The organism is Sulfitobacter sp. 1A12779 (assembly GCF_043557315.1).
Lineage (GTDB): Bacteria > Pseudomonadota > Alphaproteobacteria > Rhodobacterales > Rhodobacteraceae > Sulfitobacter > Sulfitobacter faviae.
In genome coordinates this window covers 248,232-267,750 of sequence record NZ_JBIFFU010000002.1, presented here as the reverse complement: position 1 = coordinate 267,750, position 19,519 = coordinate 248,232, and the positions used below count along the sequence as shown (strand labels likewise).

22 protein-coding genes are annotated in these 19,519 nt (G+C 63.2%); 14 read left to right on the top strand and 8 right to left on the bottom strand.

The annotated features are described in order from the left end of the window. Together ACGYLQ_RS04005 and ACGYLQ_RS04000 are read right to left on the bottom strand one after the other, a co-directional pair. Positions 1 to 696, bottom strand: a complete 696-nt coding sequence (locus ACGYLQ_RS04005) for an HAD family hydrolase (RefSeq protein ID WP_394440588.1) — start codon at positions 694 to 696, stop codon at positions 1 to 3. Continuing rightward, positions 687 to 971: a DUF3572 domain-containing protein gene (locus ACGYLQ_RS04000; RefSeq protein ID WP_271687853.1), complete on the bottom strand. Its 285-nt coding sequence runs from the start codon at positions 969 to 971 to the stop codon at positions 687 to 689. Before ACGYLQ_RS04000 ends, ACGYLQ_RS04005 begins: the two co-directional genes overlap by 10 nt. Before the next feature lie 98 nt (positions 972 to 1,069). Here ACGYLQ_RS04000 and ACGYLQ_RS03995 point away from each other — a divergent pair, with 98 nt between their 5' ends. Together ACGYLQ_RS03995 and ACGYLQ_RS03990 are read left to right on the top strand one after the other, a co-directional pair. Next, the gene (locus ACGYLQ_RS03995; RefSeq protein WP_394440586.1) at positions 1,070 to 2,464 is read left to right on the top strand and encodes a diguanylate cyclase; all 1,395 of its coding nucleotides are present in this window, start codon (positions 1,070 to 1,072) and stop codon (positions 2,462 to 2,464) included. Between the two features lie 238 nt (positions 2,465 to 2,702). Beyond that, on the top strand, positions 2,703 to 3,629 hold the full coding sequence (locus ACGYLQ_RS03990) for a DMT family transporter (protein WP_394440584.1): 927 nt from the start codon (positions 2,703 to 2,705) through the stop codon (positions 3,627 to 3,629). On the opposite strand, the gene ACGYLQ_RS03985 is transcribed toward ACGYLQ_RS03990, so the two are convergent. Further along, a complete protein-coding gene (locus tag ACGYLQ_RS03985) occupies positions 3,565 to 4,260 on the bottom strand; it encodes a thiamine diphosphokinase (RefSeq protein WP_394440582.1) in 696 nt (231 codons plus the stop codon). The genes ACGYLQ_RS03990 and ACGYLQ_RS03985 overlap by 65 nt on opposite strands. A gap of 53 nt (positions 4,261 to 4,313) precedes the next feature. Here ACGYLQ_RS03985 and ACGYLQ_RS03980 point away from each other — a divergent pair, with 53 nt between their 5' ends. Beyond that, positions 4,314 to 6,455, top strand: a complete 2,142-nt coding sequence (locus ACGYLQ_RS03980) for a hypothetical protein (protein WP_394440580.1) — start codon at positions 4,314 to 4,316, stop codon at positions 6,453 to 6,455. A gap of 58 nt (positions 6,456 to 6,513) precedes the next feature. On the opposite strand, the gene ACGYLQ_RS03975 is transcribed toward ACGYLQ_RS03980, so the two are convergent. The 5 genes from ACGYLQ_RS03975 to nthA form a co-directional block, all read right to left on the bottom strand. Beyond that, on the bottom strand, positions 6,514 to 6,741 hold the full coding sequence (locus tag ACGYLQ_RS03975; protein ID WP_067262328.1) for a DUF2842 domain-containing protein: 228 nt from the start codon (positions 6,739 to 6,741) through the stop codon (positions 6,514 to 6,516). Between the two features lie 4 nt (positions 6,742 to 6,745). Beyond that, positions 6,746 to 8,041 (bottom strand): adenylosuccinate synthase, encoded by a 1,296-nt coding sequence (locus tag ACGYLQ_RS03970; protein WP_394440578.1) that lies wholly within the window; start codon positions 8,039 to 8,041, stop codon positions 6,746 to 6,748. 80 nt (positions 8,042 to 8,121) lie between these two features. Beyond that, the gene (locus ACGYLQ_RS03965; protein WP_394410007.1) at positions 8,122 to 8,448 is read right to left on the bottom strand and encodes a nitrile hydratase accessory protein; all 327 of its coding nucleotides are present in this window, start codon (positions 8,446 to 8,448) and stop codon (positions 8,122 to 8,124) included. Then, on the bottom strand, positions 8,445 to 9,119 hold the full coding sequence (nthB, locus tag ACGYLQ_RS03960; RefSeq protein WP_394440576.1) for a nitrile hydratase subunit beta: 675 nt from the start codon (positions 9,117 to 9,119) through the stop codon (positions 8,445 to 8,447). The genes ACGYLQ_RS03965 and nthB overlap by 4 nt, the downstream gene beginning before the upstream one ends. Further along, complete coding sequence (gene nthA, locus ACGYLQ_RS03955; RefSeq protein ID WP_394410001.1) at positions 9,116 to 9,733, bottom strand: nitrile hydratase subunit alpha; 618 nt, start codon at positions 9,731 to 9,733, stop codon at positions 9,116 to 9,118. Before nthA ends, nthB begins: the two co-directional genes overlap by 4 nt. Before the next feature lie 341 nt (positions 9,734 to 10,074). Here nthA and secG point away from each other — a divergent pair, with 341 nt between their 5' ends. The 11 genes from secG (at position 10,075) to ACGYLQ_RS03900 (ending at position 19,519) form a co-directional block, all read left to right on the top strand. Continuing rightward, entirely contained in the window at positions 10,075 to 10,440 is a 366-nt protein-coding gene (secG, locus tag ACGYLQ_RS03950; RefSeq protein WP_067262351.1) for a preprotein translocase subunit SecG, read from the top strand. Positions 10,441 to 10,619: 179 nt separating this feature from the next. Beyond that, the gene (locus tag ACGYLQ_RS03945; RefSeq protein WP_067262354.1) at positions 10,620 to 12,263 is read left to right on the top strand and encodes a CTP synthase; all 1,644 of its coding nucleotides are present in this window, start codon (positions 10,620 to 10,622) and stop codon (positions 12,261 to 12,263) included. A 314-nt stretch (positions 12,264 to 12,577) separates the two neighbouring features. Next, positions 12,578 to 13,369, top strand: coding sequence for a 23S rRNA (adenine(2030)-N(6))-methyltransferase RlmJ (locus ACGYLQ_RS03940; RefSeq protein ID WP_209218999.1), 792 nt, complete (start codon positions 12,578 to 12,580; stop codon positions 13,367 to 13,369). A 3-nt stretch (positions 13,370 to 13,372) separates the two neighbouring features. Beyond that, the gene (locus tag ACGYLQ_RS03935; protein ID WP_067261008.1) at positions 13,373 to 13,666 is read left to right on the top strand and encodes a DUF1330 domain-containing protein; all 294 of its coding nucleotides are present in this window, start codon (positions 13,373 to 13,375) and stop codon (positions 13,664 to 13,666) included. 85 nt (positions 13,667 to 13,751) lie between these two features. Continuing rightward, entirely contained in the window at positions 13,752 to 14,189 is a 438-nt protein-coding gene (locus tag ACGYLQ_RS03930) for a TerB family tellurite resistance protein (RefSeq protein WP_209219000.1), read from the top strand. 36 nt (positions 14,190 to 14,225) lie between these two features. After that, a complete protein-coding gene (locus tag ACGYLQ_RS03925; RefSeq protein WP_209219001.1) occupies positions 14,226 to 14,666 on the top strand; it encodes a TerB family tellurite resistance protein in 441 nt (146 codons plus the stop codon). Between the two features lie 111 nt (positions 14,667 to 14,777). Beyond that, positions 14,778 to 15,554 carry an ABC transporter ATP-binding protein gene (locus ACGYLQ_RS03920; RefSeq protein ID WP_209219002.1) on the top strand — a complete coding sequence of 259 codons (777 nt, stop codon included), beginning with the start codon at positions 14,778 to 14,780 and terminating at the stop codon, positions 15,552 to 15,554. 24 nt (positions 15,555 to 15,578) lie between these two features. After that, positions 15,579 to 16,316: a transporter substrate-binding domain-containing protein gene (locus ACGYLQ_RS03915; protein WP_394440574.1), complete on the top strand. Its 738-nt coding sequence runs from the start codon at positions 15,579 to 15,581 to the stop codon at positions 16,314 to 16,316. 79 nt (positions 16,317 to 16,395) lie between these two features. Next, positions 16,396 to 17,280 (top strand): ABC transporter permease subunit, encoded by an 885-nt coding sequence (locus ACGYLQ_RS03910; protein WP_322328071.1) that lies wholly within the window; start codon positions 16,396 to 16,398, stop codon positions 17,278 to 17,280. Continuing rightward, the gene (locus ACGYLQ_RS03905; RefSeq protein ID WP_067260997.1) at positions 17,277 to 18,083 is read left to right on the top strand and encodes an ABC transporter permease; all 807 of its coding nucleotides are present in this window, start codon (positions 17,277 to 17,279) and stop codon (positions 18,081 to 18,083) included. Before ACGYLQ_RS03910 ends, ACGYLQ_RS03905 begins: the two co-directional genes overlap by 4 nt. Positions 18,084 to 18,184: 101 nt before the next feature. Next, positions 18,185 to 19,519 (top strand): glutamine synthetase family protein, encoded by a 1,335-nt coding sequence (locus ACGYLQ_RS03900; protein ID WP_067260995.1) that lies wholly within the window; start codon positions 18,185 to 18,187, stop codon positions 19,517 to 19,519.

The window sequence follows — 19,519 nt, the reverse complement described above, 5'->3', positions numbered from 1 at the left end:
TCAGGCCAAGCGCTCCGCCAAATGGCCGATATCCGGCAAGACCAAATCAGCATAGGGGGCGAGGTCTTCCGCAGTGGCGGGGCCGGTCAGCACCGCGACCCGCAGCATCCCCGCCACCCGCGCGGCCTCCAGATCGTGAACACTGTCCCCAATCATCGCGACAGAGGCGGCCGGAAGGTTCACATGGGCGGCAAAGGCGTGCAACTGCCCCGGCGAAGGCTTGCCTCCATGGCCGCTGTCAAATCCTGCGATAAAGTCGAACATATCGACCACCCCCGCCGCCAGCAGATGGGCCCGTGCGGGGTGTTCGGCATCGTTCGTCGCCACGCCAAGGCGCAGACCCCGGTCGCGGAGCCCTTGCAGAAACGGTCTCAGCGGCACCGCCTCGCGCTGTGGCGCGGCGCTGGCTTCGGCATTGATGATGTCCAACAGATCCGCTGGCAGCCGGTCTGGAAAATGCGGGGCCAAGGCATCAAGCACCTGCTGCGGCGTGCCAGCGATGGCGATGCTGTCCGGTGCGAAACGGCGCGTGGCGAGGTCAAAGCCGATGTCCGCGCCCACCCGTGCCGCCAGCCCGCGATCCCCTTCGCAGACCCGCAGTAAGAAGGCTTCGGCCCAAGGCTCCCACGTCGCGGCGAAGTCGAAAAGCGTGCCATCCTTGTCGAACAGCAGCGCTTTAACATTTCTTAAGTCCAATGCACCTGTTCCCCCCCGGGCAATGCCGCGCGGGCCTGCATGATCCGCTCATAAGGGATCGCCAGATGGTCGCAAAACCCGATCACCCACGCGTCGTCCATCATCAGGAAATCCAGCACGGCGCCCAGAAAAATAGGGTCGCTGGCCTGCGTTTTGAGGTCTGCCTCGGAGGCACCGGTGCTGCCCAGAAACACCGGCAACAGATCATCATTCGCCGCCAGCCAGCCCAGCGCCTGAAGCGCCAAAGTCTCAGCGGTGTCTTGGGTATAGGACATTGGAAAACCGTCTTTTGCTGAAGGTTGGAAACCCTTTGTTAACCATTAGGGGGCAAAGACTCTCGCATCAAACTGATTTGTACGGTGAAGGAGTTGTCGTGCAAGGGACCATCCTTATTGCAGATGCGATCGCGACCAATCGCATCGCCCTCAAGGTCAAGCTTTGTGCGGCATACTATCACGTCGTTCAGGCCGAAGACATGGAAGAGGCTTTGGCCTGCCTGCGGGAAAACCCGCCAGATCTGGTGATCTGCGCGCTGACATTGCCGGGTGGCGGGGCGGCGGACCTCTGTCGCGCGCTTAAAGCCTCTCCCGATACCGCGCAGCTACCGGTCTTGGCCATCGGTAATAGCGATCAGGCCGTGGATCGGTTTACCGCACTCGAAGCGGGGGCGAGCGATGTGTTGCTGAAACCGCTCGATTGCACGTTGCTGTTGGGCCGGACTCGCAGCCTCATCCGCGCCCGCAACGCGGCGGGCGAATGGGAAATGCGCGAGGATACGACCCGCGCGCTCGGGCTGGCGGAGCCTGCGGCGGAATTCACCGCCCGCAGCCACTGTGTGATCATCCATTCCGACAGCGCGGTAAGCGTGAATTGGGCGAAACAACTCCGCCCTCAGTTGCGCGCGCGCCTCACCCTCGCCAACCCGGAGGAGGCCATTCGCGCCGCCGCCGCCAATGGACCGCCCGACGCATTCGTTTTGGTTCTGCCAAAGGACCCCGTGCCCGCCACGGCAGCCTTGCGTCTGATCTCGACCCTGCGGGCCAACGCCCAGACCCGCCATACCGGCTTGCTGGTGGTGCAGCTGGCCCCGGATGCGGCGCTTGCCGCCACCGCCCTTGATCTGGGCGCGGATGATTTGATGACCGAAGGTTTCAACCCGGCGGAAATGGCGCTGCGCCTGCATGCGATCTTGCGCCGCAAGCGGATGACGGACCAACTGCGTGACACGGTGCGCACGGGGCTGAAGGCCGCCGTTTTCGACCCGCTGACAGGGCTGCACAACCGCCGCTATGCCCTGCCCCATCTGGACCATATCGCGGAACATGCCGTTGCGACCGCCCGCCCCTTTTCGGTAATGGTGGCCGATCTGGACCACTTCAAGGGCATCAATGACCGTTACGGTCATGCCGCGGGGGATTCCGTTCTGGTGCAAACGGCGGAACGGCTGCGCAACAACCTGCGCGGCATGGACCTTGTGGCCCGGATCGGGGGGGAGGAATTTCTGATCGTCATGCCCGGCACCGGCCTTGCGGATGCAGAGAAGACGGCGGCAGCCATCTGTGCCGATATCGGCAACCGCGGCTTTGTCGTTCCCGGCACGCCCCAGCCGATCCATGTGACCATCAGCATCGGTCTTTCCGTCGGCCCTGTGGAAGAGGAAGGCCACCCGCTGTCAGCCGAAGCCTTGATGGCGCGGGCGGATCGGGCGCTTTACACGGCGAAAACCCATGGCCGGAACCGGGTGAACCTGAGCCGCCCCGCGGCCTGAGATTCGGATAGGCGGGGCGCGTTGCCGCTGGAAGTTGGGCAAGGTCCTCTGCCTTCAAGAGCGAGGTGCCGATCGTGCCTTTGCCTCTGCCTCTGCCTCTGCCTCTGCCTCTGCCTCTGCCTCTGCCTCTGCCTCTGCCTCTGCCTCTGCCTCTGCCTCTGAGAACAAGCACGAGACAACAGCAACCAAACTTCAACCAAAGATTGCATTTGCAACAAAGCTTCCTTAGCGTATCGCAATGCAACAGGATCGGCCCCTCATCGGAATAGCCCTCATGATGGGCTTCTGCATCGTCGCCCCCGTGGGCGATGCGATGGCAAAATTGCTGGGCGCTTCGGTCCCCTTGGGGCAGGTGGTGCTGCTCCGCTTTGCCATTCAGGCGCTGATCCTGATCCCCATCGTCTGGTACTCCGGGCGCATCTGGCACATGCGGGGCCGGGTGTTACGGCTGACCTTTCTACGCACCCTTTTGCATATGGCGGGCATCGCGGCGATGTTCACCGCGCTGAAATACCTGCCCCTCGCTGATGCGGTTGCCATCGCATTCGTCATGCCTTTCTTCATGCTGCTGCTCGGCAAGTTCATCCTGAACGAAGAGGTCGGCCCCAGACGTTTGGGCGCGAGCATCGTGGGCTTTCTCGGCACGCTTTTGATCGTGCAGCCGAGCTTTGCCGATGTCGGCTGGCCCGCGCTGCTGCCCGTCGTTGTAGCGGTCGTCTTCTCTTTCTTCATGCTGGTCACACGACAGATTGCGAAAGAAACCGATCCGATCAGCCTGCAGGCCGTTAGCGGGGTCATGGCGGTGGTGATGATCCTGCCGCTCCTTGCGCTTGGCACCATGACACAGATTGCGCCGCTTCGGCTCATCCAGCCCGATGCGCTCGACTGGACCCTCCTGCTCGGCATCGGGGTGCTCGGCACGGTGGCGCATCTCTTGATGACCTGGTCCCTGCGTTTTGCCCCCTCGGCCACCTTGGCGCCGATGCAATATCTGGAAATTCCCTTTGCCACGCTGCTTGGGCTGCTGATCTTCTCCGACTTGCCCAACCCATTGGCGGGCCTCGGCATTCTGATAACTGTCGGCGCGGGGCTCTACATCGTCATGCGCGAGCGGGCCACGGCGCGTGCTCTGGCCGCAGCAGTTGCGCCGCCAGTGGCGCCATAAGACGGCGCGGCAGAATCAGCAGCATATCGGGGCCATCGATCTCAAGCGTGACCGGCCCCAAGGCGCGGTTCGACGTGCCGGTCCGGCCACCGGGCGCGAAATCCAGCCCGTCGATTGGCCATTCCAACCCTTGGCTGCGCCCCGTCACCGGGGCCAGAGGCATGAGAGATACGACATCCCCCGCCGCCGTCGGCAGCGTGATCCGCGGCGGGGCCAGCAGCACGATCTCATGCGCACCCAACAAGATGCAGGAGCGATGCGGATGGGTGGCGAGCGCGTTGAAAGCCGCAAGCTGATGATCCAACCGCGCCCCGGTAAAGCCGACCCCGAGCACCAGCGGCGCGTCGATCCGCGTCAGCGCCTTGTCGAAATCGGTGCTCTCTTGCTCGGCGATGCGGTGGCGCCGCGCGGCCGGGATTTGGGCCAAGACCTCTGGCGGGGCGGAATCCAGATCGCCGATGACCGCGGCCAGTTCCACCCCCGCCGCCACGCCCACCGCAGCCCCGCTGTCTGCCGCCACGCAGGTCGGGGCCAGCGCCAGCGCCGCCTCAATGTCCCCCGCAAAGACCTCTCCGCCGCCGAGCAGCGTGACTGGCCCCTCCTCCCTTACGATATGCTCTGAAGTGGTCAATTAATGCCCCTTTTGGAAATCTGCCTTAATCTTGCCTTGAAATCATACGTTGAATGGCACAGATTCGAGCCGCTTTGGTCTTGGACATCGTGGTAAACGATACCTGCAACACCGCAGAGGACGAGCATCCGATGATGAACAGCAACAAAATCTTGACGGTCTCCTATGGCACTTTTTCGTGCACGCTGGAAGGCTTCGACGATTCCTTCGGCACGATGAAGGCCATTGCCGAGTATTTCCGCGATCTGGCCTCGGATGACCGCTACTTCGGTGCCGAACCACCGCAACCCGATGCCGAGATGCTCGCCCGGATCGCACAGCGCGAAGTTTCTCGCCGGGTGCAAGCCCGTGAGCAGGAAGGCAAGATCGTACTGAGCGCGCTGGAGAACCAAAGCGCCGAAGCCCCGGCCCAAGCGCCCCCTGCGGCGCCCCCCGCCGCCGCGCCGGCTCAAGCCGAGGCCGCAGCGCCGCAAGCCCCCGTCGCGGCACAGCCTGCGCCGGTAGAGGAAGAGGCCCCCGCCCCCCTCAAGGCCGAGATCGCCGACACCGCCGCGGTGGAAGCGCCCACCACGCCGGAACCCCAGATCGCAGAGACCGCTGAAGAGCCCGCGCCTGCCCCAGAGCCTGCACCGGCTGCCAAGGCCGAGGACACCAGCGAAGCCGAAGCCTTCTTTGCCGCCAGCCCGCAGCCGCAGACTCATTTCGAGGACGAAGCGCAGGAAGCCAGCGTCGAAGAGCCGCCCGCCGCAAGCGCAGCCCCTGCCGACAGCATCGCCGCGAAGCTGCAGCGCATCCGCGCCGTCGTCGCCCAGCAGGACGAAGACGAAGTGGCTAGCTATGACGAGGAAGAAGCCGCGCCCGTGGCCCGCGCCACCGCCGAAACGCAAGCAGCGCCGGAAGAGAGCCAAGCCGCCATCGCCGCCGCCCGCCGTGACATCGAAGACGCGCTGGAGGCCGATGAAGCGACCGAAATGGCGCAGGAGGCTGCGGAGGATGAGGACGACGATCTCGCCGATATCCTCAACCGGCTTGAAGCCGAAGAGGAAGATGAGGCCGAAAGCGCCGAGACCGACGAGAGCCTGTTCGACGCCGAGGCCGATGAACAACCTGAGACCGAAGCCCAAGCCGCACCGGAAATCGACGCCGCCGACCTGCCGCGCAAAGGGCGCGTGATCAAGGTCAAGCGCGCGCATCTCGAAGCTGCCGTGGCGCGGGGCGATCTCGAAGAGGTCTCGGACCCGGCACCGCAAGAGGCACCTGCCGCGAAGACAGAGGAAAAGCGCAGCTCCTCCCTGTCGCCCGAGGATGAAGACGAGCTGGCCCGCGAATTGGCCGCTTTGGAAGCCGAACTCGGTGCCGCCGCCCCGGAAGAGGCCGAAGAGACGCCTGCACCTGCGGTTGAGATGGCCGAGCCGGAAGCGGCGCCCGCTCAGGAAGAGCCCGAACAGGTCGAAGCCGCAGCGAAGCCGGTCGAAGAGCAGCCCGAGCCAGCCCAAGCGGCCCGTCACAGCCTGCCCACCATCGACGATGAGGCCGGCCCCGACATGTCGCGCTTGATGGCGGAAACCGACAGCAAGATGGACGAAGCCGAAAGCACCACGCGCCGCGATGCCTTTGCCCATCTGCGCGCCGCCGTGGCTGCCAAGAAAGCCGACGAAGCAATGGGTGGCCGCGCCACCACCGCGACCTCGGATGACGCCTACCGCGAAGACTTGGCCGATGTGGTCCGCCCGCGCCGCCCCGTCACCCGCCCGGCCCGGACCGAACGGCCCAAGGCCGATGCGCGCTCCGCCCCGCTGAAACTGGTGGCTGAACAGCGCATCGATGTCGACAAGCTGCGCAGCGCGGGCCCCGTGCGTCCGCGCCGGGTGGCCGCCGTGGTCGAGCCGGTCAAAACCAACCCCGATGCGGAGAGCTTTGCGGATTTCGCCGCCGACATGGGTGCCACCAAGCTGCCGGAACTGCTTGAGGCGGCGGCATCTTACATGTCTTTCGTCGAGGGGCGTGACCAATTCTCTCGCCCGCAGTTGATGGGCAAGGTCCGGTCGATCGGCCTGCCGGATTTCACCCGCGAAGACGGGCTGCGCTCCTTCGGTCAACTGCTGCGCGCAGGTAAAATCGAAAAGATCAAAGGCGGGCGTTTCACCGTCTCGGATGAGATCGGCTACCGCCCCGACCACCGCGCCGTAGGTTAAACCACGGCCCACCGCTGATTACGAAAAAGCGCCCCGCGGGGCGCTATTTTATTGGGTTTTAACGATCGTCTTCCGCATCGGGGTCGGCCTGTCCGATGCCCCGAAAGACAAATTTGAACGGCAGCGCCCAGACGATGCCAAGGGCGACATAGATGCCAAGCTCAAGCAGCACCGGCGGGCGGTCGAACTGGGCCACCGTCCAGACCGCCACGGCGATATAGCTCGGCAGCCCGATCAGCAGGATCACCAGCGCCCAACGGCGGCGCGCCTTGTAGCTCAGCGCCATCAGATCAGTCCGCGAAAGGGTCGGTCACCAGAATGGTGTCCTCCCGCTCCGGCGAAGTCGAGACGAGGGCCACGGGGCATTGGATCAACTCCTCGACCCGGCGCACATATTTGATCGCATTGGCCGGAAGATCGGCCCAGCTGCGCGCGCCTTCGGTCGATTCGGACCAGCCCGGCAGTTCTTCGTAGATGGGCGTGCAGCGGGCCTGCTGCTCGGCGGCGGTGGGCAGATAGTCCAGCCGTTCACCGTCCAACTCATAGCCCACGCAGACCTTCAGCGTCTCGAAGCCGTCAAGCACGTCGAGCTTGGTCAGGCAGATGCCAGTGATACCGGAAGTCGCGCAGGTCTGACGCAGCAGCGCCGCGTCGAACCAACCACAACGGCGCTTGCGCCCGGTGGTGGTGCCAAACTCATGGCCGCGCTCGCCCAGACGTTGACCATCCGCATCTTCAAGCTCGGTCGGGAAAGGGCCCTCGCCTACACGGGTGGTATAGGCCTTCACGATGCCCAGCACGTAGTCGATGGCGGTGGGGCCAAGGCCGACGCCGGTCGCCGCTTGTCCCGCGATCACGTTCGAGGAGGTGACGAAGGGATAAGTGCCAAAGTCGATGTCGAGAAGCGCGCCCTGCGCCCCTTCGAAAAGGATGCGCTTGCCCGCCTTGCGCTTCTCGGCCAGCACCTTCCAGACGGGGGCGGCGAAACGCAGGATTTTCGGAGCGATTTCTTTCAGTTGCGCGATCAGCGCGTCGCGGTCGATGGCCTCGACCCCCAGACCCTTGCGCAGCGGATCGTGGTGCTGCAACGCGCGGTCGACGCGGGCCTCCAATGTCGCGGCGTCGGCCAGATCGGCCACGCGGATGGCGCGGCGGCCAACCTTGTCCTCGTAACACGGCCCGATGCCACGTCCGGTGGTGCCGATCTTGGTGCCCTTGCTCGCCGCCTCTTCGCGGGCGCGGTCAAGCTCACCGTGGAACGGCAGGATCAGCGGCGTGTTTTCCGCGATCATCAGGTTCTCGGGGTTGATCTCAACCCCCTGCCCTTCGATCGTCTCGATCTCTTTCAGCAGGTGCCAGGGGTCCAGCACCACGCCATTGCCGATAACAGACAGCTTGCCGCCGCGCACCACGCCCGAAGGCAGCGCATGCAGCTTGTAGACCTTGCCGTCGATGACCAGAGTGTGGCCCGCGTTATGCCCGCCTTGGAAGCGTGCGATCACATCGGCGCGTTCGCTGAGCCAGTCAACGATCTTGCCTTTTCCCTCGTCACCCCATTGGGCGCCGACAACGACGACATTGGCCATGATATATTCCTTTGCGATGTCCCGCGCCCGTATAGCGACAGTGGCAGGCGTGTGAAACTCGAAAAAACACGGGAGCGGATTTAGACGCTTTGCCCCGCCTTCAGATGCACCGGGTCGCCATGCGGGGTGCTGAGATAGGCGGCCTCCCACCCGTCGCGCAGGGCGCGCAGATCACCGGGGCGGGCATGGCCCGCGTCGATCAGCAGGGTTTCGAGGGTTTCGAGCCAAGCGTTGAAATAGTCCTCCCCGCCGTTCAACGCGCGCGCCAGCCCGTGGCGCGCCAAGGTTGCGCCAAAGCGGTCGGCCCAGAAGGGCCAGTCGAAAAGGCCGCTTTCGTTCAGATGCACCGTCAGCGCGAAAAGCTGCGCGTGCCATGGCGCCTCGAACACGGGTTCCGGGGCGCTCATGGGGCCGCCAGATAGCTTTGCCAAAGGTCGAGCACGACCTCATCGCGGGGATGTTCGGGATGCGCCCAAAGTTCAGAGGCCGGGAAGGCCACCGCGTAAAGCGGCTCCGGCGCTTCGCCCAGATCATGGGCGTTGCTATCAGGCAGAACATGGGTGCCATGCAGCCTCAGCACCCGCCCCGAAGCGCCTGCGGCATAGGCGGGCAGCCGGGTGTGCCCGCCCGGAACAATGGTGTTTTCCGGCTGCTTGCGGGTGACGACCCTGTCGCCCGGCGCAAAGAGCGGCGTGACGTCCGAGGGGCGGTCCGCCGGACCACCACGGGCCAGCACCCCGGCCACCTGCGGCGGTTTCAGCGCCTTTTCCGCCAGCGGGCTGGGCGTGGGCGCGGCTTCACCCGAGAGTTCCTCGCGGCTGACCACCCCGCGCGCGACCAGCATATCGGCCACCCCGGCGATCCATTTCTCGTAATAGCTGAACCGCATGTAATCGGTCGGGGCCAGACATTCGCGGGCATGGCGCGACACGTCGATGTTCCATTTGCCCAACGTCCCCGTGGCCAAGGTCAGCGCCAGCGCGCGGCGGTGCCAATCGGCGTGAAAGACCACATCTTCGCCCTCAGGCGTCACCGCGCCATCGCCGAAACGCCCGCCCATGTCATGCACGCGGGTCATGGCGCTTTGGCCAATCCGGTGCCGATCATACTGTCGCGGGTGACAAGATCGGCCAGCGCCGCGACATCCATGCCGTCGCTCCCCGCTGGGCGTTGCGGGATCACCAGATAACGCACCTCAGCCGTCGAATCCCAAACGCGTACGGCTGTCTCTTCGGGCAGGTCGACGCCGAATTCAGCCAGCACTTTGCGCGGCTCGCGCACCACGCGGGCGCGGTAGGCATCGGATTTATACCAGCCCGGCGGGATGCCCAAAAGCGGCCAAGGGTAGCAAGAGCATAGGGTGCAAACGACGATATTATGCACCTCATCCGTATTCTCGACCGCGACCATATGCTCACCCTGCCGCCCGAAGAACCCCATCTCGGCCACCACGGCGGTCGCATCCTCAAGCAGGGCCGCGCGGAAATCAGGATCACTCCAGGCGCGGGCGACAACCTCGGCCCCGTTGCGCGGGCCGATGCGGTTTTCATAGGTGTCGATGATCTCATCCAAGGCGGCGGGGTCGATAAGCCCCTTGGCCGTCAGCAGTGTCTCCAACGCCTTGACCCTGAGCGCAGGCTCGGGCGGCAGCAGGGCATGGGGGTGGTCGTGGTCCGAATGATCATGTGGCATGGCGGCAGACTGCCCCAGCGGCACTCGGCTGTCCATCGCCGATCACAGGCAATCCCTTCATTTCTCTGCAAAGAATATGGGCGAATTTGCCCGCATTTCATGCTATGATGAGGGTACGAAGCGAGTCTGCACCACCTTAATTCCAGGATAGCCCTCTTACATATTGTGGTTGAGTACTGCTTCAAAAGACCGTCGCCCCCATGCGGCGGTCTTTGCGCGTGCCTTTGATCCCTTAGGCTTCTCCCTCCCGATCCGATCATCACCCGGCGGCAATCCACCCTTGCCCCCATGGGCAAAGACGAATAGATACCCGCCAACCAAAACCGAAAGCTGTCGTACCCATGGAAAATGTCGTTCTGATCATTCACCTGATTCTGGCTCTTGGCCTGATCGCCGTGGTACTTCTGCAACGGTCCGAGGGCGGTGGCCTTGGCATGGGCGGTGGCGGCGGCGGTGCCGTTTCGGGCCGCGCGGCGGCCACGGCACTGGGCAAGGTGACATGGGCGCTTGCGGCCGGTTTCATCGCCACGTCGATCACGCTGACCATCATCGCAGCGGAAAAATCCGCAGGCTCGTCGGTCATCGACCGGCTGAGCGCGACACCGCCCGCCCAGAGCCAAGATGGCAGCCCGGCTCTGCCCGCGGGCGACGATCTGCTGCCGCCTTCCGCGGATGGCAACACACCGCTGGTCCCTGCGGCCGATTAAGCTAACGAACACAAAACCTTGAGGCACGGCCCGGTTCCGCAACTGTATGTTGCGGCGGGCCTTGCCTCAAACGCACGAATCCTGTAAGGCTTAAATCCCGTGGTGTTGCGGTTTTCCGCAGCGCGTTTGGCTGGTTTTTGCCTGCAACAAACTTTGAATTCACGGGGGCCTCCGATCACATGGCACGCTATATCTTCATCACAGGCGGTGTGGTCTCGTCGCTGGGCAAGGGTCTGGCCTCGGCGGCTTTAGGTGCCTTGCTGCAGGCACGCGGTTTTTCGGTGCGTCTGCGCAAGCTGGACCCCTATCTGAACGTCGATCCCGGCACGATGTCGCCCTTCGAGCATGGCGAAGTCTTCGTCACAGATGATGGCGCAGAAACCGACCTCGACCTTGGGCACTACGAACGTTTCACCGGCGTCGCCGCGCGCAAGACCGACAGCATCAGTTCGGGCCGGGTTTACTCCACCGTGCTAGAGAAAGAGCGCCGCGGCGATTATCTGGGCAAGACCATTCAGGTGATCCCCCACGTTACCAACGAAATCAAAGACTTCATCGACATCGGCGATGATGAGGTCGACTTCATGCTTTGCGAAATCGGCGGCACCGTGGGCGATATCGAAGGGCTGCCCTTCTTCGAGGCAATCCGCCAGTTCAGCCAAGACAAGCCGCGCGGCCAGTGTATCTTCATGCACCTCACGCTGCTGCCCTACGTCAAGGCCAGCGGCGAATTGAAGACCAAGCCGACGCAGCACTCGGTCAAAGAACTCCGCTCCATCGGCATCGCGCCCGACATTCTGGTCTGCCGCTCCGAAGGGCCGATCCCCGCCAAGGAGCGTGAGAAGCTGGCACTGTTCTGCAACGTGCGCCCGGATTCGGTGATCGCCGCGCAGGATTTGAAATCGATCTACGAAGCCCCGCTCGCCTATCACCGCGAGGGGCTGGATCAGGCGGTTCTGGATGCCTTCCAGATCACACCCGCGCCCAAGCCGAACCTGTCGCGTTGGGAAGATGTGGCCGACCGCATTTACAACCCCGAGGGCGAAGTCAAAGTCGCCATCGTTGGCAAATACACCCAGCTTGAAGACGCCTATAAATCCATCGCCGAGGCGCTAACCCATGGCGGCATGGCGAACCGGGTGAAGGTCAAGGTCGAATGGGTCGACGCCGAGATTTTCGACAGCGAAGACCCCGGCCCGCATCTCGAAGGGTTCCATGCGATCCTCGTCCCCGGCGGCTTTGGCGAGCGCGGGACCGAGGGCAAGATCAAGGCCGCGCAATATGCCCGCGAGCATAAGGTGCCCTATCTGGGCATCTGCCTTGGCATGCAGATGGCCGTGATCGAAGCGGCGCGCAACGTGGCGGGCCTGAAAACGGCTGGGTCGGAGGAGTTCGACCATGAAGCCGGCAAAAAGCGTTTCGAGCCGGTGGTTTATCACCTCAAGGAATGGGTCCAAGGCAACCACAAAGTGGCGCGCAAGGTCGATGACGACAAGGGCGGCACCATGCGCTTGGGCGCCTATGACGCGACGCTGGTCGAAGGGTCGCGCGTGGCCGAAGCCTATGGCACCACCACCATCGACGAGCGTCACCGCCACCGCTACGAGGTCGACATCGCCTATAAAGACCAGCTTGAGAAGGCCGGGCTGAAGTTCTCGGGCATGTCGCCGGACGGCAAACTGCCTGAGATCGTCGAATGGTCGGATCACCCGTGGTTCATCGGCGTTCAGTTCCACCCTGAGCTGAAGTCCAAGCCCTTCGACCCGCACCCCCTGTTCAAGGATTTCGTGCGCGCCGCCAAGGATGTGTCTCGGTTGGTATAAGCTTTTGAGGCCCGTGCGTTTTGCGCCGGGCCTTTTTTCTGCCGGGCAACCACTAAAAGGCCCGGAATCAAGCCGCAGGCGCCGGGCCATCGCCTGCCCGCCCGCCACGCCTTAGGCGTGCCATCATTCATTCGGCGCACCTGCGGTGCGTCGGGTAGGCGATTTCGCGACGGGCGCGTACTTCTGCGAGAACACATCACGGTCGCACCATAAAGTGGCATGGATCGCGGTTTGGTTCGGCCACCCGCGGACAGGCGCTGGCCCTCCCCCCTCTTTCGCGTTGCACCCGCCAACCACTCCGCTACAGCTAGGCCATGCTGAGCTATCAACACATCTACCACGCCGGAAACCTTGCAGACGTGCAGAAACACGCGCTTTTGGCGTGGATGCTGTCCTATCTTACCCGCAAGGACAAACCGCTCACCTATCTTGAAACCCATGCCGGACGGGCGCTTTATGACCTGTCGGATGCGGCGGCGGAAAAGACTGGCGAAGCGCGGCAGGGCATCGACAAGGTGCGCGATTGGTTCGCTGCCGACCACCCCTACAGGCAGGTTCTGGAAGCGCTGCGCGAGGCCCACGGCCCGCGCGCCTACCCCGGCTCTCCCCTGCTGGCCGCGAAACTGCTGCGCCCCGATGACCGCATCCATCTGGCCGAGTTGCACCCGCAAGAACACAGCGCCCTTGATTTGGCGATGTCGCCCTACCCGGCGAAATGCCACCTCAGCGACGGGTTCGAGATGGCCTTTGCCCTGACCCCGCCAACACCGCGCCGGGGGATGCTGCTGATCGACCCTTCTTACGAGATCAAAACCGATTACGAGACCATTCCCCGCCAGATCGCCAAACTCAACCGCGCGTGGAACGTGGGCATCATCGCCCTGTGGTATCCGATCCTGACAAACCGCGCGCATGAGCCGATGCTCGACAAGCTCACCGCCAACCACCCCGATGCGCTGCGCCACGAAGTGCGCTTTCCGCCCGCGCGGCCCGGGCATGGTATGGTCGGTTCGGGCATGTTCGTGATCAATCCCCCCTACGGGCTCGACAATGAGGCACAGAACCTCACCGCCCGTTTCGCCACCTTGACCCAACAGGAGAGATAACAAATGCCAAAGGGCTATTGGATCGCCACAATGGATATCCACGACACTGCGATTTACGACAAATACCGTGCTGCCAATGCCAAACCCTTTGCGGATTACGGCGCGCGCTTCCTTGTCCGCGGCGGCACCCAGCAGATCCGCGAAGGGCAGATGCGCGCCCGCACCGTTGTTTTGGAATTCGACAGCTACGCCGATGCGGTGGCCTGCTACGAAAGCCCCGGCTACCAACGGGCGAAAGACATTCGCCTGAACGTGGCGGACGGGTCTTTGGTGATCGTCGAGGGCTATGACGGCTAAGCCCATGTGGCCCCTTGCAGGAACCTGCGCCCCCGATGCGCAGTTTCCTCTATGGCGACCCTGTTTCCTGCGATAAGTGAGCCCCATGCTGAACCGACTGTTCCCCCGCCGCAAGGCGCAGCCGAAACCTTTGCCGCAGCCCAATGCCCAACTGGCACTTGGCGCGCTTTTGGTGCGTGTGGCCTTTGCCGATCGCAACTACCGCGCCTCTGAAATTGGCCAGATCGACCGCATTCTGGCGCAGACCTTCGGCCTCAAACCCATCGAGGCGGCGAAACTGCGCGCCACTTGCGAAGCGCTTGAGCGCGACGCCCCCGGCACACCGGAGTTCACCCGCATCCTGCGCGAAGAGGTCGACTATGCCGACCGTAAGGCATTGGGCGAGGCGATGTGGCAGGTGGCCCTTTCGGACGGGGCGCGCAACGATGACGAGGAAATTCAGCTTGTCGCCATCGAAACTGCTCTTGGCCTGTCGGATGAGGATATGGCCGCAGCCCGCGCTAACGCTTTGAACACGCTATGACATTCCCTATTCCCGCAGCAGGATGATGACGCATATATGTTTGGTGACTTTCTCAAACGGCTGACCCAGCCCGAACCCGATCCATTGGCCGACAATGACGCCCGCCTCGCGCTGACCGCGCTTTTGGTGCGCATCGCCCGGTCTGACAATGACTACGCAATGAGCGAGCGGCGCCTGATCGACCGGATCGCCGCCGAGCGCTACGGCCTGAACGAGGCCGACGCCACCGCCCTGCGTAAAGAGGCCGAGGCGCTGGAGGCCCAAGCCCCCGACACCGTGCGCTTTACCCGCGCGATCAAAGATGCGGTGCCCTATGAGCACCGGCTGGAGGTCATCGAGGCGCTTTGGCAGGTGGTTCTGGCCGACGGCAGCCGCTCCGACGAAGAAGACGCGCTGCTGCGGCTGGTGTCGAACCTACTGGGCGTCACCGATACCGACAGCGCCATGGCCCGCCAGCGTGTTGCCAAAGAAAACTGACTTAGCGTCAGCACCGGGACTGTGATGCAGCGCGGGACAAACTCTGCGTTGCAATTTCCGTCGATTCGTCGCTTTATAGCGCACTGAAATGACAGATTGGCGACAGTTTCCGTGACCACAGACACCCCGGTTATCCAGATCAAGAACCTCCACAAGGCCTATGGCGCGCTGGAGGTTCTCAAGGGGGTCGATCTGACCGCCCCGCGTGGCCATGTGATCTCGCTTATCGGGTCGTCCGGCTCGGGCAAATCGACCCTGCTGCGCTGCTGCAACCTGCTCGAAGACAGCCAACAGGGCGAGGTGATCTTTAAGGGCGAACCGGTGCGGTGGAAGGGCGACGGCCACCAGCGCTGCCCGGCGGACGCCAAGCAGGTACTGCGCATCCGCACCAACCTGTCGATGGTCTTCCAGCAGTTCAATCTCTGGGCGCATATGTCGATCCTGCAAAACGTGATGGAAGCGCCGCTGACCGTGCTGGGCCGCGACCGGGCCGAAGTGGAGCGCGCCGCGCGCGGCTATCTGGAAAAGGTCGGCATCGGCGACAAATGCGATGTCTATCCCGCCCAACTCTCCGGCGGGCAGCAACAGCGCGCCGCCATTGCCCGCGCGCTCTGCATGGAGCCCGAGGCGCTGCTCTTTGATGAGCCCACCAGCGCGCTCGACCCTGAGTTGGAGCAGGAAGTCGTCAAGGTTATCAAGGATCTGGCCGCAGAGGGGCGCACGATGGTGATCGTGACCCATGACATGAAACTGGCCGCCGACGTCAGCGATCATGTCGTCTTTTTGCACCAAGGTCTGATCGAAGAACAGGGGACGCCCGAAGAGGTCTTCGGCGCGCCCAAATCGGAACGTCTGCGTGGGTTCCTTTCGGCAACCCAGCCTGCGTAAACAAGAACCAAAGGGAGTTACCAAATGAAAAAGATCCTACTGGCAAGCGTCGCGCTCAGCATGACCGCTGGCTTCGCGATGGCCGAAGCCCATGGCAAAACCATCCGCATGGGCACCGAGGGCGCCTACCCCCCCTACAACTTTATCAACGACGCCGGCGAAGTCGACGGTTTCGAGCGTGAGCTGGGCGACGAGCTGTGCAAGCGCGCCGAACTGACCTGCGAATGGGTCAAGAACGACTGGGACAGCATCATCCCCAACCTCGTGTCGGGCAACTACGACACCATCATGGCGGGCATGAGCATCACCGACGAGCGTAAGGAAGTCATCGCCTTCACGCAGAACTACTATCCGCCCACCGCCTCGGCCTATGTCGCGGCTTCTGAGGACGCGGACCTCGAAGGCGGCGTTGTCGCCGGTCAGACCGCGACCATCCAAGCGGGCTATGTTGCCGAAAGCGGCGCCACGCTGATCGAATTCGCAACCCCGGAAGAGACCGTCGCCGCCGTGCGCAACGGTGAGGCCGACGCGGTCTTCGCTGACAAAGACTACCTCGTGCCGATCGTCGAGGAATCCGGCGGTGAGCTGATGTTCGTGGGCGACGATGTGCCGCTCGGCGGTGGCATCGGCATGGGCCTGCGCCAGTCCGACACCGAGCTGCGCGACACCTTTGACGCCGTCATCACCGAGATGAAGGAAGACGGTACGCTCAACGAGATGCTTAAGAAGTGGTTCGGCGAAGACACCACCACCTACGAGTGATTCCATCTCAGGCGCGCCCTCGCGGCGCGCCTGACCATGCCTGCGCGGGCCCCGCGCGCAGATCAGCCCACGGGGGCCCATGTTCTCTTTCTGCACCGATCCGTCGACCCTGAATGACTGGCTCTGGACTGCCTGTTACCTGACCACCGGCGTCCATATGTCCTTCTACCTGTCCTTCCTGAAGGTCCTGCTGCTTTTGGCGGTCACCGCCCCCGTGGCGCTGGCCTTCGGCTTTGGCGGGGCCATGATGGCACGCGCGCGTTTCGCGCCGCTCAGTTGGGTCGGTAAGGGCTATATCGCGCTGGTGCGCGGTGTGCCGGATATCGCCTTCTTCCTGTTTTTCGTGATCGCCTTGGATCAGGGCATCGAGTATCTGCGCCACAAGGTGCTCTGCCCCGATTGGGATATGCCGATCCGCCAAGGCAGCGACTTCGTCGTCTGCCAAGAGGCCAAGATGCCCTTGGGCAATGCCGCCCAATGGGTGCATGAGACCTATGGCTTCGGCCTCGCCGTCTTTACCTTTGCCATCGTTTTCGGGGCTTTCGCGGCCAATGTCCTTTTTGGCGCCATGCGGGCCGTGCCGAAAGCGCAGCTTGAAACCGCCGAAGCCTATGGCATGACCCACCGCCAGACCTTTTGGCGGGTGCTGGTGCCGCAGATGTGGGTCTATGCTCTGCCCGGCCTCAGCAACCTGTGGATGGTACTGATTAAGGCCACGCCGCTGCTGTTTTTACTAGGCGTCGAAGACATCGTCTACTGGGCGCGTGAACTGGGCGGCACCAAGACGCCGCGCTTTACCGATTACCCGCACCCTGACTGGCGCATGTGGTACTTCCTCGCGCTGCTGGTGTTCTACCTGCTCTTCACCCGCATTTCCGAGATCACGTTGGACCGTCTGATGAAACGACTGACACGCGGCCAAGCCACCACCGGCGGCGAAGCCCAGCGGAGGGCCGGCGCATGAGCTGTCTGCAAACGATTCAGGACTACGGTCTGCGGTCCCTTGGCTATGGCGAGCGGCTGCTGCCGCGCGACGGATTCACGCTCTGCGAGCAGTTCACGCTGATTGGCTCGGGCATGATCTGGAACGTCTATTTCGGCGTCGTCGCCCTGCTGACCGGTTTTTTCTTCGCCACGGCGCTCGGCGTCGGCAAAGCCAGCGCGAACCCGTGGTTCCGCAAACCGGCGGAGTGGTTCATCTTCATCTTCCGTGGCTCGCCACTCTTCATCCAGTTCTTCTTTGGCTACTTCCTGTTTCTGTCGCTGAAATCGGAATACGCCTTCTTCGCCCCCTTCACCGCGGCATGGCTGGGCGCGTTGATCGTGCTTTTTCTCAATACTGCCGCATATTCGGGCGAAATTTTTTACGGCGCGCTGCAATCCATCCCCAAGGGCGATGTGGAGGCCGCGGATGCCTATGGTCTGTCCGGTTGGTCGCGCTTTCGCCGGGTGATCTGGCCCACCTCGCTGCGGCTCGCTTGGCCCGCCTATACGAATGAGGCGATTTTCCTGTTTCACGCCACGACACTGGTGTTTTTCAGCGGTTTCCCTGCATGGCAGCAGCGCGGCGACGCGCTTTATTACGCCAGCTATTTCGCGGATAAGACCTTCAACCCCTTCGTCCCCTATCCCATTCTTGCCGGTTATTTCATCCTTCTGACGCTCTGCATCATCGGCGTCTTCGGTTTGATCAATTCCCGCCTCAACCGCCACCTGCCTCAGGCGCAACGCCGTAAAATTCGCTTGCGTCCTAATTTGATCCGGTAGTATCCATTATTTGATCAAATTACGCGGCGCGTGGGCGCCAACCGCTTTTGCCCCCCGGGCGAACCGCTTTGTGACATGCCCACCGCCCTTTCAGGTGATGTATGAACAACTGGCTTCGCAAAAATCCTCAGGTCCGCACCATTCGTGTGGCCGCCGCCGACCTCAATGGCCAAGCCCGGGGCAAGCGTATTCCCTCGCGCTTTGCCGATAAGGTCACGACCGAAGGCACCCGCTTTCCCGTCTCGGTGCTGAACCTCGACATCTGGGGCGAGGATATCGACGACAGCCCGCTGGTGTTCGAAACGGGCGATGCGGATGGCGTGCTGAAACCGACCGAACGGGGCTTCATGCCGATGCCATGGCTCGACGCGCCCTCGGCCCTGCTGCCCATCTGGATGTTCCGCGAAGATGGCCGCCCCTACCCCGGCGATCCACGTCATGCGCTGCGCGCGGTGCTGGACCGCTACAAGGCGCGCGGGCTGACGCCGGTCTGCGCCGTTGAGCTGGAATTCTTCCTGATCGACGATTCGGGCCGCAACCTTCAGGTGCCCGTCTCGCCCCGGTCGGGCAAGCGACGCAAAGCGGCCGAAACCATGTCGATCCGCGCGCTCGACCAGTTCGATCTGTTCTTCACCGATCTTTATGACGCCTGCGAAGAGATGGACATCCCAGCCGACACCGCCATTTCCGAGGCGGGTCTGGGCCAGTTCGAGATCAACCTCATGCATTGCGACGATGCGCTGCGCGCCGCCGATGACGCATGGCTGTTCAAGATGCTGGTCAAGGGTCTGGCACGGCGGCACGGCTTCGCCGCAAGCTTTATGGCGAAACCTTATGAGGATTACTCCGGCTCCGGCCTGCACACCCATTTCTCGGTATTGGATGAGAAGGGCGACAACATCTTCGACGATGGCGGGCCGAAGGGGACCGACACGCTGCGCCACGCTGTGGCGGGCTGTATGAACGCGATGCAGGGCTCGGCGCTGGTCTTTTGCCCGCATGCCAATAGCTTTGACCGGATGGTGCCGGAATCCCATGCGCCCACCGGGGTTTGCTGGGCCTATGAGAACCGCACCGCCGCGATCCGCATCCCCTCGGGCAGCCACAAGGCGCGGCGCATCGAACACCGCGTCTCGGGCGGGGATGTGAACCCCTATCTGATGCTCGCCGCCGTGTTGGGTGCCGCGCTCAACGGGATCGAAGATGCGCTTGAGCCGCCCGCCCCGATCACCGGCAACGCCTATGCTGCCGAATTGCCGCGCATGCCGAGCGATTGGAAAACCGCCATCGACCTGTTTGAAAGTTGCCCCCATGTGGCGCGGATCTTCGCGCCCGAGATGATCCGCAACTTCGTGCTGACCAAACGCCAAGAATTGCATTACATGCAGGAATTGACCCCAGAGGAACAGGTCGAGATCTATCTCGACACTGTGTAA